The organism is Hafnia psychrotolerans, from assembly GCF_014639435.1.
GTDB classification, from domain to species: domain Bacteria; phylum Pseudomonadota; class Gammaproteobacteria; order Enterobacterales; family Enterobacteriaceae; genus Ewingella; species Ewingella psychrotolerans.
In genome coordinates this window covers 349,962-367,670 of sequence record NZ_BMFZ01000004.1, presented here as the reverse complement: position 1 = coordinate 367,670, position 17,709 = coordinate 349,962, and the positions used below count along the sequence as shown (strand labels likewise).

Sequence of the window (17,709 nt, the reverse complement as noted above, 5' to 3'; positions counted from 1 at the left end):
TTTCACTCTTCTGGCTTGTCAGAGGAGGCGCTATGATTCACGTTTTTGGTCACCTCAATCCCGACAGTATCTGCAACGGGTTTGTTACAGCCGACTGGCTTACCCACCTCGGAAAGCACGCTACCCCATTTAGACTCGGTGATATCACGCCTGAAATCGCCTTTATTCTACAGCAAAACGGCGTGGAACCCTCTCCCCTGCTTGACGAAGACCTGAGTGGAAAACAGGTCTGGCTGGTCGATTTTACGGATGCTGAGCAGGGACCGCCTTCTTTAGTTTTAAATAACATGTGGGCATCATTGACCATCACCGACCAGGCACGGTCATGACACAAAGTCTTCCAGATGGAAGGGGGAATTCTTAATTTCGAATGCAATGACAATAGTATAATTTCCACTGCTGGAGATTTATGTGAATGCATATTTACGGTTTTCACTGCTGTTTATACAAATTACTGAAATGTATAATAGGAGAGTTTATGTCTGCTAGAGAATTAAACCAACAAGTCATACGATGCGTTTGTGAATGGATTGAGGATAATTTCGACCAAACTTTAACTATAGCAGTAATAGCTGAATATTGTGGATATTCACAATGGCATTTACAGAAAATATTTAAAAGAGAAACTGGGTGTGCTATTGGTGAATACATTAGAAATCGTAAGTTGACTATAATTGCGCAAAGGCTTAAAGATAGTGATGAGTCAATTATATACCTTGCTGAACGTTATGGGTTTGATTCCCAGCAAGCGTTTACCAGAACCTTTAAAAAATACTTTTCAATCTCTCCATACAAGTATCGTATGACAAGCGAAACGGTTGAGCACAAATACCTCCACCCTCACAAATGTAATATATTATATTAAGCGGATATGATTGTGCTAATTTTTATAGATAGGCCTATTCATGCATTCTTTCTCTGCGCTGCATTTTTGGGCATATAATTGTGATTAAAAAATTCTGATCACTTATAGCGGTACAGTGCCTACAAGAATGTCTATGAATTTAGTGTATGACCAAATAAATCATCTATGTATTTCTGTTGTGGAGGAATGCCATGAGTTTTACCAGCATACTATTTGTTGAATCTACCGAAAGGGAGAGGGATTACAACCTCTCAATGAACGCCCCAGAGTGTTTTGTTGATCTCAATCTTGATAGGGTTGTCAGCGCTATTACTCAAGGTCGAGATGAGTATGACATCAATGCATTCTTTTTCTCTCCACTAAAAAATGTTGAAGATATCTCCTATCGGCAAGAAGTCATTCAGGATGTGGCAAAAAAGGAGGTCTATGCTACATTGATTGCCTATTCTACACATATGAGGACAATACGGGAGATTTTGAGTAAGAAAGAAAATATGTTCTATCATTTCCAAAAGCGTCGATGGGAACTTGATTGCATTATTTTATACACTAATGCCATTTCTGAGCTATGTGCAAGATTGAATGAATTTCCTGTGGAATCGCGAGGCATGCTTAATTTCAAAAGTTATATCAACGAATATAACCATGGTGAGATTTTTCAAAAACTGCACGCAAATGCATGCTTGGTTAAAAATAGACTCGAAGAGATTAAATATAGCACAAAAATAAATGGCAATACCATTATTGTTGAAAGGTACTGCCAAGAAATAGATTACAGCGATAAAATAATTAATCTTTTTTCCAAATTTAAGCAACGAGACGTCAGAGTTGAATTGGACTTCAAAAGCAATGACAGCGGTATCAATCATGTTGAGGCTCAAATACTTGATTGCGTGGCCAAACTCTTCCACAGTGAATTTGACGTTCTTAATACATTCATCGCAAATCATCCAGATTACGTTGACAGTACTCTCACGAAGTTTGAGCGCGAGATCCAATTCTATCTTGCCTATATTGAATATATTCAGAAATTTCAGAAGGAGTTGCCGTTTTGCATACCGACGGTGACCCGAGAAAAGAAAGGCATTTCTGTCTCGAAGGCATTTGATTTGGCCCTTGCTGATGCGGTAATTGAAAGCAACAGGAAAGTCATCTGTAATGAATTTTACTTGCAGGACAATGAACGGATTCTCGTGGTATCAGGTCCCAACCAAGGGGGAAAAACAACATTTGCACGCATGGTCGGACAACTTCATTACTTGGCCTTGTTAGGTGTTTTCGTTCCGGCAGAAGAAGCCAAATTATATCTTACAGACAGGATATTCACTCACTTCGAAAAAAGTGAAAATATCCATAATTTGCGAGGAAAACTTTATGACGACCTGGTGAGGATAAAAGTCATATTGGATTCTGCAACGTCTCGAAGTCTGATTATCATGAATGAAATTTTTACATCCACGAGCACCCAGGATGCTGTCTATCTGGGGACTCGAATTATGGAAAAGATCTTGGCATTAGATGCACTCTGTGTTTGTGTGACCTTTATTGATGAGCTCACCCATCTCAACTGTTCTATCGTCAGCATGATGAGCACCGTTGGTAGTAATGACTGCGCATTAAGAACATATCAGGTCATCAGAAAACCAGCAGATGGAGTTGCCTATTCAACCACATTGGTCGAAAAATATTCACTGACGTATGACAAAATAAAAGAGAGGTTAGGTCGATGAAAGCTTATCTGATGTATAGCGATACTGATTTTATCCTTGATGATAATTATTCATGTAACTATAAAACCGTCATGAAGGACCTAGAGCTAGACGTTTTATTCCAAAGTCTGTCTGCTGGTGATAAATTTTTATATTCCGTGGTTAAACAAGCATTTTCTCGTCCACTTATTGAAGTTCATGACATTGAATACAGACAGTCTATTCTCAGAGACTGTCTGTATAATAGAGATGTAATCCGTGATTTCTATCGTATGGTTGTTGAGTGTTTACTTATGGAAAAGGAAAAACTGCATTTTGGGTTGTTTGGTCACTATCCTTCTACGGTCCTGCACCAGTCCATTCGTTTTACTCGTTTCCTTTTGGAGAATTTAAAGAAAATCCGTTTTCTTGCTGAAAAAATAACTAGTCAATTTGAATCACCAGGAATGACCCGTTTGCTCACAATGATCACTATGGAATTGAATGATAATTACCTGAATGAGATTGAGGCCCATTTGAAACAGATGGAGTTCAAAAAAGGGGTATTGATGAGCGTAAAACTTGGACAGGGAAACAAGGGTTTTAGCTACGTTCTGCGACAACCCAATACACCTGATGGAGGATGGTTTAAGCGACTTTTCGCCAAAAAACCCGAACACTATATTGTTCAGATCGCACCGCGTGATGAAAATGGCTTCAGAGCATTAAGCAATTTAAAAGATGAAGGGTTAGCATTGGTGGCCTGTGCGATGGCACAGGCAACAGCCCATTTACTCAACTTCTTTAATTCATTACGTGCTGAACTGGGATTTTATATTGCATGTTTAAACCTTTCTGATGCATTAAATCAACGTAATGTCCCGTTCTGTTTCCCTGTTCCCATGCGGAAAGGAGAGCGCTATCACGTGTTTGAAGCACTCTCTGATACCTGCTTGGTACTCACTACAACAAAGTGTGTCGTCAGTAACACCTTAAATACCGACAATAAAAATACATTTATTATTACTGGTGCTAACCAGGGAGGAAAATCGACTTTTTTACGTAGCATTGGTCTTGCGCAGATGATGATGCAATCTGGCATGTTTGTATCGGCGAAATGCTATTCTGCCGATGTCTGCAGACAGGTATTTACCCATTATAAGTGTGAAGAAGACAGCCAGATGGTCAGCGGGAAGTTGGATGAAGAGTTGAGACGAATGCGGGATATCGTTAACGCGTTGCGGCACGATGACCTGGTGCTCTTTAATGAGTCCTTTTCTGCCACCAATAGTCGGGAAGGGGCTGAAATCATAAAAGGGGTTGTCAAAGCATTAGCTGAAAGTGAAGTTAAAGTGTTTTTTGTTACTCATTCATCAGAGTTTGCTTGTGCATTTTATCAGGAATACCATCAGGATACAGTGTATCTTTGTGCAGAAAGACGCTGCGGTGGGAAGCGGACATTTAAGATCATTCAGGGAGAACCTCAAGAAACCAGTTATGGTGAGGATCTGTACCGGGCCATTTTTACCAAGGATGACCAACTCGATGATAACCGGTTAAATGACGCAGTGTGATTGGTTATTCCAGACCGATAAGACACAGTATCTGCTAGCCATAATATAAAAGCCGATGGCTGTCTTGAACAAAGGTCCAAGAACATGCGTCAACACAGAAGTGATGGTTCAGAAATAACTCTCTGCCTGTAGCAAGGCCACGATCTCGACAGAAATGATAGAAAAGGTGACCTCCCCCGAACAAAGGTTATACCACTTGGGTATCATTCAAGGAGTTGATGGCGGACGACATCCATATTGTCCTCCATAGTATAAATTATGGGGATTCCCGTCGGAACGTGCAAATGCATGACTGCATTTTCATCAAGACGACCCAAATACATCATCAGTGCACGTAGTGTATTTCCGTGCCCAACAAGCAGCAGCGTTTCCCCACTGCGAATCCGCGGGATAACTGCATGTTGCCAATAAGGCAGCATACGTCGGATGGTCATTTCAAGGCTTTCCCCCATAGGTAAATCAGACAGTGCCACGTGTTTATAGCGCGCATCAAGATGCAGTCGGTTGGGTTCATCTTTGAGCAAGGGGGGAATAGCACGAAAGCTTTTGCGCCAGGCGTGGACTTGTTCCTCTCCCAGTTGCTGTGCCGCCAGGTCTTTATTTAATCCCTGCAAGGCACCATAGTGACGTTCATTTAAACGCCACGATCTATCTACAGGTAACCATTGTTTCCCCAATTCGTCCAGCACAAGCCATAATGAGTGAATGGTACGAACGAGTACCGAGGTAAAGGTTGCATCTATCTGAATCCCTGACTTTTTTATTAACTGCGCTGCCAGAGTTGCCTCCCTCTGTCCTTTATGAGTTAACGGGATATCAGTCCAGCCGGTAAAACGATTCTCTTGGTTCCATAAGCTTTCTCCATGACGTAGCAGTACAATTTTTCGCATATGCGTATACCTATTTGGAATAATGGACGAGCATGTTTACATATTCATAGCAAAACGAGCGATATCTTCATCATTCAGCGTATCTCCCTGAGCCCTCAAGTGATCCAGCGCAGCCTGCATATAAGTGGCAATGAACTTTCTTTGCACTGATTGAACTGATTGTACTTTTGGCTTATAGTTTATTTAAGGTGATGGCGTTCCACCTTTCCCAACCGCCGGACTCCTCAGTCTGGATGATGACGCCTGATATACATTTTTGCTTTTTCCCTTAGGCACGTATGTCAGGTACTCTTATGAAAAAAATCTATGTTTACTCGTCTGTCACCGATCTTCTGCCCCGTCAGAGGAAGACGCTATGATACGCGTTTTTGGCCACCTCAACCCCGACAGCGACAGCATCTGCAGCGCACTCGTTACAGCGGACTGGCTTCAATACCTCGGAAAGCACGCCACACCCTTCAGGCTTGGCGACATTACCCCGGAAACGGCGTTTATTCTGCAGAAGGCCGGCGTGGAGCCCCCTCCCCAGCTCAACGAAGACCTGAGTGGAAAACAGGTCTGGCTGGTCGATTTTACGGACGCTGAGCAGGGACCGCCTTCTTTAGCTTTAAGTAATATTGTGGGCATCATTGACCATCACCGACTGGGTACGGTCATGACACAAAACCCTCCGGATGTCTGGATACGCTCCGTCGGCTGCTGTGCCACCGTGCTCTGGCAAATCCTTACCCTAGAATACCCTCAGCCCATTTCTTCATCTCAGGCTACCCTAATGTTGGGCGCGATACTGAGTGACACCGTGGCGCTCACATCCCCGACCACTACAGCTCAGGACATTGCTGCCGTGCAGGCATTATCCAGCATAAGCCAACTGGACTATGACGCCTTTGTGAAAGAGCTGCTTATCGCTAAAACCGACATCACTGGGCAGACACCCGAGCTACTTCTTATGAAGGATGCCAAGCGCTACCAGATTAACGGTAAGTCAGTGCTGTTGTCTCAAATCGAAGTGGCAGGCATGTCGGCAGTCGATGCCGTGCTCACTGACCTACTTGCCGCGTTAACAAAAGTGTATCTTTCAGGCGACGTTGATATTGCAATGTTGGCTGTCACGGACATTTTCCAGAAAAACACAACGTTATATTTCTCAGAAGATAATGCGCTCGATCTCACGTGTCTGTCTCTTCCCGGCGTTATCAGCAGGAAAAAGGACATACTGCCGTGGCTGACGGGTGCCATCTCAACCTCCTCGAGGTAATCAATGCCACTCTATAAACATGCTCTGATATTGCTTAGCGATGAAACCGACGGCCAACTCCTGCTGCAGGGGGTTGCAAAGGGATTCCATGAGCAAGGGACGGCAATCACCCTTGGGCACCTCACTTCAGATTACCGGGAGTTAGACATTGCCTCTGACTCATTAACGAAAGACAGACAGTCTGCTGAAATTGTTGCGGCCAAAGCCATGCTTAGCCGGTTGGTAGAAACCGTGAGCTTTCCCGTGGATGTGAAAGAAATCGTTACTATCAGCCGCTTTAAGGACGTCGAGGCCTGTGTCACCGGAGCAGGTGTAGATCTGGTGATTATGGGACACAAAAACAGGCTGTTCGGGACGCTCTCTTCCCATTCTATTGAATTCATCAACCACCTGACCGTCGATGTGTTGATTAAGCACATTACTACTCACTAATATTCGAGGTTTATATGAGCTTTATTATTGATAAAATTGTTGCCCGCGAAATCCTGGACTCACGGGGTAACCCGACCATCGAAGTAGATGTCACAACCGAATGCGGCACAATGGCAAGAGCCTCAGTCCCTTCCGGAGCCAGTACCGGTTCGCGCGAAGCCAATGAGCGTCGCGACGGTGATAAAGCGCGCTTTGGCGGAAAGGGTGTTCTCAACGCTATCGAAAGCGTTAACTCCGAAATTTATGACAGCCTTAAAGGGCATGATGTGCGCGATCAGCGTGGCATCGATAACATCATGATTGCTCTGGACGGAACGGATAACAAAGCGCGCCTGGGGGCAAATGCTATTTTGGGCGTGTCACTGGCCGTATCGCGACTCGCGGCTCAATTATCCCATACGCCTTTATACCGTTACCTTGGCGGGATAGGGGCAAATCTGCTGCCCGTACCCTGCATGAACATCATTAACGGAGGTGTACATGCCCGCGGACAAGGTGCTGACTTTCAGGAATTCATGATTGCCCCCTGCGGTGCACCGACGTTCAGGGAAGCCGTGCGCTGGGGTAGTGAAGTGTATCAGGCACTTCGTCAAGTTCTTCTTGATAAGGGGTTGTCGGCCGGTGTGGGGGATGAAGGCGGATTCGCTCCGGTAGTTTCTTCAAATCGTGAACCGCTGGAGCTGATTGTTCTTGCCATTGAGAAAGCTGGGTACCGCCCTGGTGAAGACATTGTGATCTGCATGGATCCGGCCTCCAGTGAGTTTTACCGAGACGGAAAATATCATCTGCGCACAGAAAATGCCGAGCTGACCTCACAGGAGATGACAAACTACTATCAAACGCTGGTGAAAAACTTCCCGATTGCACTGATCGAAGACGGCCTTGCTGAGGATGACTGGGCAGGGTGGAAAGTTCTGCACGATGCTTTAGGGGAGCAGGTGGAACTGGTCGGTGATGACCTGTTTGTGACCAACGTGAAATATATTCAGCGCGGTATCGATGAAAACCTTGCCAATGCCGCATTAATTAAACTCAATCAGATTGGTTCTCTGAGTGAAACCTTTGACGCGATTCAGCTCTGCCATGACAACGACTGGGGCGCTTTTATCTCACACCGCAGCGGTGAAACAGTGGACAGCTTTATCGCCGACATGACAGTGGCAATGCGTGCCGGTCATCTTAAAACAGGGGCACCATGTCGGGGTGAGCGTATCGAAAAATACAACCAACTCATGCGAATTGAGGATGAGCTGGGTTCGTCGGCAAAGTTCGCAGGAAAGTCTGCCTTTAAATAACCTTACCGTATTAATCCCCCTGGAACACCACCGGGGGGATTAAGGAGATATGATGAAAACTCACATTTTTATTATTTCTATGTTTACAGGTATTGTCGCAACTTACGCCGTTTTATTCCTGGGATGCTTGTTTACCGGCAATACATTACCCACAGTGGGCATCATTATTATTTCACTTATAGTTGGTGCCTCCGCGCAGCAATTGTCGAGGCTGTTAATGTCAAATAAATAACAACTTTAGAGAGCATTTTTTTATCCGATAATGTATCGGAAAATCTCAGATCAAACAAAGATGAGTCCTGACAGGGGTCGCTTCAGAAAACGGATCTATGGTCACTCCCGTTTTTGCAACACCGATTTTGACGATAAGTTGGCTTGCTTGAATCTATCCGGCGTCTGAATGGGATTTTATTCCCGAGCCTCGATGAGTTCCGCGTCTGATGAACCTCTAGAAAATATACGGCTTCAATGAGCCTTTCCGTTTTACAGGCTCCTCAACAGGCCGGTGGGCCGTTAGTATCATCAATATCAGTATTCGTAAAACCAGATGAGTGATTCATTAAACCGGTTTATTTCTGCCGTTATGCTTCATAAATTTGCTGTCGTGCCGTCAGTGCCCAGGCTATTCTGGCCAGCTTGTTTGCCAGAGCACAAGTGACCACAAAGTTTTCCTGCACAGTAAATCCCTGACCCAATCGGCCAATTTACCAGACTGGTGTTCCAGTTTTTGTATAAATACCCTGGCACATTGAACCAACAAAGTTCGGATCTTTTTGTTGCCTCGCTTACTAATTCCCAGCAATGTCGTCCGACCTCCCGTGCTGTACTGTCGAGGTACCAGCCCTGTTGTCGCCGCAAAGTCACGGCTGCTGGCGTACTGTTTCCCGTCGCCAATCTCAGTTGAAATAGTACTCGCTGTCAGCGTTCCGACGCAGAGAATGCTCAGCAAGCGCTGTCCAATCTCATCGTCGTCCAACTTTCGTTTCAACTGAGATTCCAAATCTTTAATCTGCTCAACAAGATAGTGATAATACTGTTGTAATCTCAGCAATAACTGGCTGAGATAAAGAGGCAAACTACTGTCCTCAAGAAGGGTGCTCAGTCGGCTAATAACGGCAGCTCCTCGTGGAACGCTGATGCCAAATTCCAGCAGAAAAGCATGCATCTGATTGGTTGTTTTTACCTTATCCTGAACCAGGGATTTACGGACACGATGTAGAGCCCGCATTGCCTGCTGAGATTCAGTTCTAGGTTGCACAAAACGCATAGACGGACGCGATGCAGCTTCACAAATAGCTTCGGCGTCGACAAAGTCGTTTTTGTTACTTTTAACGAATGGGCGGACAAATTGTGGTGATATGAGTTTTGGGAAATGGCCTAACTCTTCCAACTTGCGTGCCATAAAGTGAGAACCGCCACATTCATCAGTCTGCCAGCAAGCCAGCGTCCCATCCGATAGCCTCTCTGGGTTGCCATTGTGGCGATGCTCCTTGCCCCAGCGGAGCCATGGCTGATGTTGTGCAGCTCCAGCACCTGGCTTTGTAATACAGCCCGTCTGCCGTCTGGTTTTTGAGGACGGTTTTGCCAGTATTTGTAGCTGCTACGATGAACCCCGAACACGTGGCAGAGAGAGGCCACGGGATAACGCGCCCTGAGTTTCCCGATTAACGAGAACTGTTCAGGGAGTCTCGCGGGTATAAGCCTTACGCTATACCCCATAGAACTGAGGGTTCGCCCCCAGAAATGTGAGGTTAAACAAGCCTCCATTGTGATTAAAGTACCCGGCTCAAACTGGCGAAGCGTATCCAGCAATTTCTGACGTGATATTTTTCTGTTCCAGGCAACGGAACCATCAACCATCCAAACACATACCTGAAAAACAGATTTGGCAATATCGATACCAACAACTCTGATCGTGTTCATGTGGTGTTACTCCCAGATTAATTCAGTCAGTAAAAGTATGGCACTGACTACGTTAGAAAGGGGCGTCCATCACATCACTACAGATTTTGCAGAGGGAATAATACAAAACGCGGCTGGAAAAATGAAAGCCAATAAGTTCGTGTCTGTAAGTACTTATGGTGCTGCAATTAATGCGTTCACTATTTTATCAGGTCTGCTCTTGAAGGGGGAGTCATGTGATGATTTTTGCGTAGTACTAAATGGCGATGAATACCGAACGCCAGAAAGTAAAACTGAACGGATTAATAAATCACTTACTGGTGAAGATGAAAAAGTGAAGAGACTGAGGGGCGTGGCACGCAATAAGGTTCTTCAATTCAATTTACCCGAAGGCCATAATCCAGAATCATACGTTCATTACCTTCTATGTTCTGATTTAATAAATGACTTGAAAGATGAGGAAACAGAGATCATCGAAGCAGCTAAAAAAATAAAATATGTCAAGGATGGTCACAAATATATCGACCAGGTTATTGATGAGTTAGGTATAAACCGCGCAGTTGCTCTCAACAACATCATTTCCTTGGTTTCAAAACATCCCGAATGGAATGATTTCATGACATCAATAGTCGACTGGATGACGCCAAGAGTAGAAGCGCTCAAAGAAAAATAAGATAGGATCTTGCCTTGGCCATGCAGGAATGATTAGTATACCAGCTGTATTACCGTTGCTTTAAGCAACATGCCAATGTCCCAGCGATCTGAGGGGGGCGCCTTCGGGTGATCGCACTGCCAATGCCACCGTAACCTGAGAGGTGGCGCCTTCGGGCGGTACCCCCGTTAACCTTTGAGAATGGGGATCGCGATAGGATCGCGGTAAGGTCTCTTCTACTTCAATTTGCAGATTTTTTACGCAATTACGTTTTGCAGTTTTCACTCCAGTTTCACTTCGATTTGATGCTTTGACGTCAGCTGCCGGTTGCGAACTTTGCGGACTGTGGGTATGCCAATTGGAACATTTGGCATCTTCCACGTACGCATTGAGAGCAGAGGAGCGCGGCGTCACTTGCGTCCGAGTGAAACGAGTACCAAGTGACGCGCGCAGCGCACAACCGGCAGCACTGACGTACTGCCACTTCAACAACATTTCTACCATCTGACCAACACGTAGTGACGGTTTTAAAACGCATAACAGATCGTTTAACTGTCATTCAGGTCATTAATTGCTCACCAACTGTCCTATCTGCGGAAACTCTGTATGAAGACAATTTTTAAATTAGAGGAGGTAAATCAACACGACATCGATGGCGACACCAGGAAACTGGTGTGTGGAGGTAGACTGATGCAAATCAGCCCGGCATAAGCCGCGAACAGGTCTGAGACCTGGGGAGCCTCGCAAGAACTCAACATTTCGCCGCCCCGATGCACAGATGTCTGTTGAGACGCAGGAAGCGCAAAATTAACCGTGCCGTCGGGGTGAGATGTTTTTTACTGAAGTATCCGGGGAGCCGGTGAGTTAGGCATTCCGTTCACCGGGACGGAATGCCTAACTCACCTCGTGTCAATTTGGAGTGTTTATGGCGAAATTAAATAAAAGCCTGGTCACGCTTGCTCGCCAGGCGGGAGGAAGTTTCAAGACGGTTTCCGACAGAATGAAAATTGCCGATCGTTTGGCTGACCGTTTATTAAAAATGAATATTCAAATTCGCGATGCTGGGAATTTGAAAACACATCATATTGCGCTTTACATAAAAAGCCGGCTTTCAGAGGATATCTCCAAACGTACTTTGCAAAATGAAATGGCGGCAATCCGGGCGGTGCTTCGCACTGCGGGTAAAACGTTTATGGCTAATCCAGAACATGAGAAATTAAGCAATGCAGCGTTAGGTATTTCAGGAGCCAGTCGAGATGGTACCAAAGTCGCTATTCCTGATGATGTATATAAAGAAACTCTTGATAAAATCCGTGAAGTCGATGCGGGTGCTGCGATCGCCATGGAATTATCACGACATCTTGGTTTGCGTACGGAAGAAACGATGCAATCCGTTAAGTCACTAATGACATGGCAAACGGTTCTTCAGAGTGATCAGGAAAAAGTCAGGATCGTTTTCGGTACGAAAGGGGGGCGACCTCGCGATACGACGATTATTGACCGCCAGACTTTGCTTAGCGTCGTAAATAATGCAATACGCTTTATGAAAAATAACAACGGGAAATTGATAGATAAAACTGGGATCCACCTTGCCATTGAACGATACCGCAATATTGTCAGAGAGGCCGGTCTTATCGGTAAATATGCCCCGCACAGTTTGCGATATGCATATTCAAGAGATGCCATGCAATACCATTTGGAAAAGGGATATAGCCAGAAAGAAGCCGAGGCATTAGTTTCCATGGATTTAGGTCATGGGGACGGTCGGGGGCATTACGTGACTCGCGTTTATAATAAGCTAGACAGAGATAAGTAAAAATCTGCCCTAGTAACTTGCAACCTTATTAAGGTGGCCAAATTCAGTGTGCCATATTTGGACGTCCCGTGTTGTGCAAGCAATGAGTTGATACGGTTTGCTGCCATATATCCGGCGTTATTACTGGGTTAAATAACACGCGCCATGATGTCATCCGCATCCTGTTTCCTTATCACTCAGGCATTTTTAGAGCATGTTTTATTGGGTGTCTAAAGCCTGGTACTCAGACTTTCCGACAGTGATTGAAGACACCATTGGCCAAGCTGCACTATCGCTTTTTCGACTTCATCGTTGTAACCAAAACCGGCGTTCAACCGGAAGCAGTGATCATAGCGATCATCGGTAGCAAAAATATGTCCGGGAGCAATTCCAATCCCTGCGTTGCGAGCCTTAATAAACAAAGTTCGTACATTCAATGCTTGCTCTGGCATTTCTACCCACAATACATACCCTCCTTCAGGTTTAGTAATTTTGGTTCCCAAGGGAAATTCTCGTATTACCGTTTGACGAATCTTGCTCATCTGACTGGCCAGTTCACGCCTTAGCTTACGCAGATGCGCATCATATCCGCCATTTTTCAGCAACTCTGCAATGGTTGCCTGCGGTAATATTGGTGAACCCATAGTCGATGTATATTTCAATGAGGTGATTTTGCGCATGTAATTGTTGCTGTGTACCCAGCCGATACGTACTCCAGGTGCCACTGTTTTAGAGAAACCACTGCACAGGATGACATGCGGGCTGAAAGCTCTCATCGGAAAAGGTCGTTGCTCACTAAATGCTGTATCACCAAAAATATCATCTTCAATAATGATCACATCATTTTCATCAGCCTGTCGCGCGATATATGCCTTCTGCTCATTCGGTATATTTTTTCCCAAAGGGTTATTAATATTTGATAATGTAACAAATACTTTAACGGCTTTTCTCTGGAAAAGCGCAACCAACTTCTCACTATCAACGTAACCATCATTACAGGCATCAACCTCAATTACTCGCAAATTGAGATTACGTAACATTTGTAATAAAACAAAATAGCAGGGCGATTCAACGGCGATCGCATCACCCGGCTCTACAGTTGCGCGAAGCGAAAGGGAAAGGGCTTCAATACAACCATTGGTAATCAAAATATTATCCGGATTGATATTGCAGCCATAGTCTATAGCTCGTCGGGCTATTTCAGTCTTTAATGGTATGTAACCAGTACCTTTTACCGTATCTCCGAGCAAAAAAGGTTTACTGTAACCAAGTTGACGCATGATCAAACTGAGTTTTTTGATAGGATACAAAGAACTATCACCGTTAGCCAGATCCAAACGAACACGACAATCTTCACCAACCATCGCCATGTGCAGTTCAGTTTGTTCATCGAGCGGTGCAATCTCACGCGGCTGCTCAGCCAATATCGCATTATTTTGGAGAGGATTTAACCGTGGAACAACAAAAAAACCGGATTTGGGTTTTGCCACTGCGTAGTGTTCATCCTCCAGCGTTCGCAAGGTTTTCAACGCAGTTGTCAGGCTGATATTGTACTGGGTAGCCAATGTTCTTACTGACGGCAAACGCGCATTGGGAGGTAACAAACCTGCATGAATTGCGTGCTTTATCTGCTCAGTAATCTGGCGATATCGGCTGGCTGATATTCCATGTCGCTGTGCTTTCTCAATTAGCATCTGTTCCACCCCATTTCGTTCTTATCTGTGTGTATTAAAGAGATTACTTTGATAGTAGTTTAACTATCAAGGCTTAAAAATAGTGAACTCCAGTCATTCATTATCGAAGGTCTTAAAAGTCCAAATTCGTTCAATTATTAGCCAATGGCCTCTGCCTGGTGCATAGCTCATTATTTATTATCTCTGATAAATGGAAAACGATGAATAATACATTACAAATGATGAAGGATATTGATAAATATCTTTCCCCATCGATTATTGAATCTGCAAAGAAATGTGCAAAGAGATTGATGTCCGCCTTAAATAATGATTCATGTGACCGTCAGAAAACGGTATTGCTTGCTTATGGCGGTGGGAAGGATAGCAGCTATATGGTTGCTTATATCCGGTATGTTCAAGGTTTAGTATTGGCGGAGAAAGGCGATACTTTTCTTTTAAGGATTGTTACAAATCGTCATGCAGGAATGAATGACAGTGTGATGGAAAATATTGACCGAGTTTACCAGGCATTAAAGATTCACGGTGATGAATTAGTCGAATGTTTAATTACTGATGGCTTACTCATTCGTCCCTTCCAACGACATTTAATAATGCCTGATGCTGTCCGCTGCCAGAATCGTATGGATGTGTTAATGAATGGTCACCGGTTTCAAGCAGATGCTCGCTCAACCTTTTGTAACGCCTGTAACCTGAGTATGGTGAACTCATTCGGCATGGCTGCTCATTACAATGGGGGGGTTGATATCATTATCACAGGAGACTCTACACATGAGCAAACGGCTTATATAGCATGGGCTCGCCATCTTTCCCGCCTGTTTAAAGCGCCAAAAACTGAGCAGCATCATGGATTCTCGGGTTTTCTCGAAACCTTGGATGGTGTAGCGAAAGCATACTTTAGCAATATCTATGGTGTTGACAATGTTGATCCGGCCCATCGCATTATCTTCAAACTGCCGCGTGACCCATTGTTTTTTAATATCTATCAGGACACTGCCTATGAGGCGGGAGCCCACTGGACATTATTGAGCGATTTTATGCATTTTAGCTTTGACCCGCTGATGTTTAGTTTTTCCGAGTCGGATTGTGGCAATCCAACATTGATGGCTCACATTCGTGGTTTAAGAGCTGAGACATTGTTGAAACGCAGCTATAAAGAGGGAATTCGCGAATATGTACATTTCGCCCTTGGACTAATGAGGCAGAAGGATTTTCCACCTCATTTAATTGCGGAAATGGCCCAGCGCTATAAGGATGACGATGCAATCGTAAGCCAGCGTCAGCGTGCAGAGCAGTTCGCGCTGGACGCTTTCAACCTCACTACCGAACATCTGACTTGTATGATCTACTCACCGTTTACTGAACGAGGGAGAAATTTGGCCACTTATTTGGTGCAGGAAAATCTTCATTTTTCAGTTGATGATATCCATAAGCTTCTTGGTGACAGTAGTACGCCAAATAACACATCTCTAAGTGGGGATTTGCAACAACTCTCCGGTCTTACCTTGCCACAGTTGCGTCAATGTTATGGCAGTTTACTGGTTAACTCACTATTGGAAGGTAAGTCGGCAGACCCACTTGCACGAATACTCCGTTTTGACCCGCATAAAGCGGTTATTCAGGTGAGTAATGGAGTGACTCAGGAGGTTGTTAGTGAAGTAATTTCTGGACGTTAATCAAGGGACGAAGTTATGAAAAATATCTTTCTGCAGATCGGGGCTACACGTGATGGGCAGAACCCCTACTGTGAAATAGCTCAGGGTCAGGGATTTTATACCGTGTTGGTTGAAATGGGTGACTTTGTTGACTATCAGTCGCTATGTATAGCGTTCCCCTTCGATATGATCTTGCGTATTGATCATCCCGAAAATCACGTTGAGGTGTTGCAAGCCTACATGAATGCCGGGTTACTCAAGCAGCCGGAAGTTGTGCTCGCAGGATTTGAAGCTTATAACCAATGTGCCGGTCGTGTGCGGGAAATGCTCAGCAATTCACACGAAGGTCAAAGCTTTATACCGTTGGATAAGTACGCCCAACGTATGGCTCTAAAAACGACCAATATTACTTTTTCTCAGCCCAATTTTCGTTTTTTCTCATCAGCACACAGTATCAAAGATTCACGTGACGTTTTAAGTTACCCCTCTGTAATTAAGCCAATAGATGGAGGCGGTGGGCTGGGTATTTGGCTTATTAAAACGCCTGAAGATCTGGATTCTGCTGTCAATAAGCTGGCGGCTACTATGAACTATGGCGGACGCTTATTCTCCGGGTTCATTATTGAAAACTACCTGCAAGGTGAAGAATATTCGTTACAAGGAGTTGTTTGTAATGGACGGCCATTCGCACTAACCTGCTGTCAAAAGGTCATTGAAGTAACAGAGAATAATGACGGTAATATCAGTTTTTACGAATCAGGCCATGTGGCAGAAGCTGCCAATAAATTGCCCAAAGAATTTATCAACTTGATGCACTTCTGCTGTGAAACCTTTAATTATCAACAGGGGGCATTCCATATCGATTTCATCGTGGTGGATGGTGTCCCCTATTTCCTCGAAATGGGATTTCGCTTATCTGGTATGGGAGTGGTTAACTTGGTTAAGGAAACAACGGGCCTTAACTGGGCGGAAATTGCCTTTAACATCGAACAAGGCAAATCGTTTGAAGGTATTACTTATTTACCGCATTCTCCTGCAGTAGGTCACTTACGTTTGCGTCAGGCATCGCATCTTTCTGCCGCCGAGTTTTGGGTACAACAAAATCAGTGCGGCAATGTGTTACTACCAATTAATTTTCCGCAGCTTAATATCTCTAGTGAATCCTCTCTTTATGCGGATTTGACCCGCCACGCCGGTATTCTCGGTACATTGCGTCTGACGGCGAATGACACACGGGAAATTTTGACGGCCTTCCATGGCATTATATCAACGAGTCGGGCATCTGCTAATAAGGGGTTGCAATGTGCAGAATGATCTTGGCACGTGGCGATTTCTCGGTAGCGCAAGTCATGGAGGCTGCTCGGTCCATGTGCTGTGGAGAAACGGCACAACACGACGGGCCTATAAAGGTGCATCCTAATGGCTGGGGTTGCCTGTGGCTAGAAAATGGAAAAATAAATACTCTACATGGATCAGAGTCTTTTGCTGATGCGTTATCAAATATTGATATTGACAGCATTCGTACAAAATTTTTAGCAGTTCATGTACGTCATGCAACGCTGAGTAAAAATATCGGAGTTCAATTCTCTCATCCATTGTTTCGTCAGTGTAATTCCACTGCATGGTATTTGATGCATAATGGTTTTCTGCCAACAATTTATCCGCACCTAAGTTTAGATGTCTCACACTTCGACTCGGCAGAATACCTTGAATATATTGTAGACCATATAAATCCGGGGGATTTTACTCGGTATTACCTCTCTGGGAAAATGGCGAGTTTAGCCCCTGGTAGCAGTTCGGGTAATGCTTTCTTTATTACAGGTGATAAAGCTTGGGCTTGGCAGTGGTATCCAGAAAATACATTGTTACAGAGTTATTTTACAATGCATCTTTATCAAAATGGCAATACTAAATACATTGCATCAGAACAAGTTTTAGCTCTGGGAGAAGCATCTCATTGGCGTCAGATGCTTAATCACGAACTGTATGAAATATCTTTAGCGGAGTGAATA

General features: G+C 44.5%; 14 protein-coding genes, 2 pseudogenes and 1 riboswitch. Of the genes and pseudogenes, 12 read left to right on the top strand and 4 right to left on the bottom strand.

Going from position 1 to position 17,709, the window contains the following annotated elements:
• Nucleotides 1–32: 32 nt before the first annotated feature.
• The 4 genes from IEV89_RS10050 (at nt 33) to IEV89_RS10035 (ending at nt 4,127) form a co-directional block, all read left to right on the top strand.
• Nucleotides 33–329 (top strand): hypothetical protein, encoded by a 297-nt coding sequence (locus IEV89_RS10050; RefSeq protein ID WP_229746435.1) that lies wholly within the window; start codon nt 33–35, stop codon nt 327–329.
• Nucleotides 330–478: 149 nt separating this feature from the next.
• Entirely contained in the window at nt 479–865 is a 387-nt protein-coding gene (locus tag IEV89_RS10045; protein ID WP_188473093.1) for a helix-turn-helix domain-containing protein, read from the top strand.
• 191 nt (nt 866–1,056) lie between these two features.
• The gene (locus IEV89_RS10040; RefSeq protein WP_188473091.1) at nt 1,057–2,595 is read left to right on the top strand and encodes a MutS-related protein; all 1,539 of its coding nucleotides are present in this window, start codon (nt 1,057–1,059) and stop codon (nt 2,593–2,595) included.
• A complete protein-coding gene (locus tag IEV89_RS10035) occupies nt 2,592–4,127 on the top strand; it encodes a MutS-related protein (RefSeq protein ID WP_188473089.1) in 1,536 nt (511 codons plus the stop codon). The genes IEV89_RS10040 and IEV89_RS10035 overlap by 4 nt, the downstream gene beginning before the upstream one ends.
• A 203-nt stretch (nt 4,128–4,330) precedes the next feature.
• Here the strand turns inward: IEV89_RS10035 and gpmA are convergent, their stop codons facing one another.
• The gene (gpmA, locus tag IEV89_RS10030) at nt 4,331–5,017 is read right to left on the bottom strand and encodes a 2,3-diphosphoglycerate-dependent phosphoglycerate mutase (protein ID WP_188473087.1); all 687 of its coding nucleotides are present in this window, start codon (nt 5,015–5,017) and stop codon (nt 4,331–4,333) included.
• Nucleotides 5,018–5,195: 178 nt separating this feature from the next.
• Nucleotides 5,196–5,270, top strand: a riboswitch (Fluoride riboswitch).
• Nucleotides 5,271–5,372: 102 nt separating this feature from the next.
• On the opposite strand from gpmA, the gene IEV89_RS10025 reads away from it, so the two are divergent.
• The 3 genes from IEV89_RS10025 to eno are packed head-to-tail and all read left to right on the top strand — an operon-like array spanning nt 5,373 to nt 8,002.
• On the top strand, nt 5,373–6,275 hold the full coding sequence (locus IEV89_RS10025) for a manganese-dependent inorganic pyrophosphatase (RefSeq protein ID WP_188473085.1): 903 nt from the start codon (nt 5,373–5,375) through the stop codon (nt 6,273–6,275).
• Between the two features lie 3 nt (nt 6,276–6,278).
• Nucleotides 6,279–6,707 (top strand): adenine nucleotide alpha hydrolase family protein, encoded by a 429-nt coding sequence (locus tag IEV89_RS10020; protein ID WP_188473083.1) that lies wholly within the window; start codon nt 6,279–6,281, stop codon nt 6,705–6,707.
• 14 nt (nt 6,708–6,721) lie between these two features.
• Nucleotides 6,722–8,002, top strand: coding sequence for a phosphopyruvate hydratase (gene eno / locus IEV89_RS10015; protein WP_188473081.1), 1,281 nt, complete (start codon nt 6,722–6,724; stop codon nt 8,000–8,002).
• A gap of 581 nt (nt 8,003–8,583) precedes the next feature.
• Here eno and IEV89_RS10010 read toward each other — a convergent pair.
• Nucleotides 8,584–9,428: pseudogene (locus IEV89_RS10010) on the bottom strand (IS110 family RNA-guided transposase); the annotation flags it as partial.
• Nucleotides 9,425–9,925: pseudogene (locus IEV89_RS21720) on the bottom strand (hypothetical protein); the annotation flags it as partial. The pseudogenes IEV89_RS21720 and IEV89_RS10010, both read right to left, overlap by 4 nt.
• 37 nt (nt 9,926–9,962) lie before the next feature.
• On the opposite strand from IEV89_RS21720, the gene IEV89_RS09995 reads away from it, so the two are divergent.
• Nucleotides 9,963–10,577: a hypothetical protein gene (locus IEV89_RS09995; RefSeq protein ID WP_188473079.1), complete on the top strand. Its 615-nt coding sequence runs from the start codon at nt 9,963–9,965 to the stop codon at nt 10,575–10,577.
• A gap of 904 nt (nt 10,578–11,481) precedes the next feature.
• Nucleotides 11,482–12,372: an integrase domain-containing protein gene (locus IEV89_RS09990; RefSeq protein WP_188473077.1), complete on the top strand. Its 891-nt coding sequence runs from the start codon at nt 11,482–11,484 to the stop codon at nt 12,370–12,372.
• A 209-nt stretch (nt 12,373–12,581) separates the two neighbouring features.
• Here the strand turns inward: IEV89_RS09990 and IEV89_RS09985 are convergent, their stop codons facing one another.
• The gene (locus tag IEV89_RS09985) at nt 12,582–14,045 is read right to left on the bottom strand and encodes an aminotransferase-like domain-containing protein (protein ID WP_188473075.1); all 1,464 of its coding nucleotides are present in this window, start codon (nt 14,043–14,045) and stop codon (nt 12,582–12,584) included.
• 200 nt (nt 14,046–14,245) lie between these two features.
• Between IEV89_RS09985 and IEV89_RS09980 the strand changes: the two genes are divergently transcribed.
• Genes IEV89_RS09980 through IEV89_RS09970 form a run of 3 tightly spaced genes read left to right on the top strand, consistent with a single transcriptional unit; the run spans nt 14,246 to nt 17,706 of the window.
• A complete protein-coding gene (locus IEV89_RS09980) occupies nt 14,246–15,718 on the top strand; it encodes a hypothetical protein (RefSeq protein ID WP_188473073.1) in 1,473 nt (490 codons plus the stop codon).
• Between the two features lie 15 nt (nt 15,719–15,733).
• Nucleotides 15,734–17,011 (top strand): ATP-grasp domain-containing protein, encoded by a 1,278-nt coding sequence (locus tag IEV89_RS09975; protein ID WP_188473071.1) that lies wholly within the window; start codon nt 15,734–15,736, stop codon nt 17,009–17,011.
• Nucleotides 16,999–17,706, top strand: coding sequence for a class II glutamine amidotransferase (locus IEV89_RS09970; protein ID WP_188473068.1), 708 nt, complete (start codon nt 16,999–17,001; stop codon nt 17,704–17,706). The genes IEV89_RS09975 and IEV89_RS09970 overlap by 13 nt, the downstream gene beginning before the upstream one ends.
• Nucleotides 17,707–17,709: the final 3 nt, after the last annotated feature.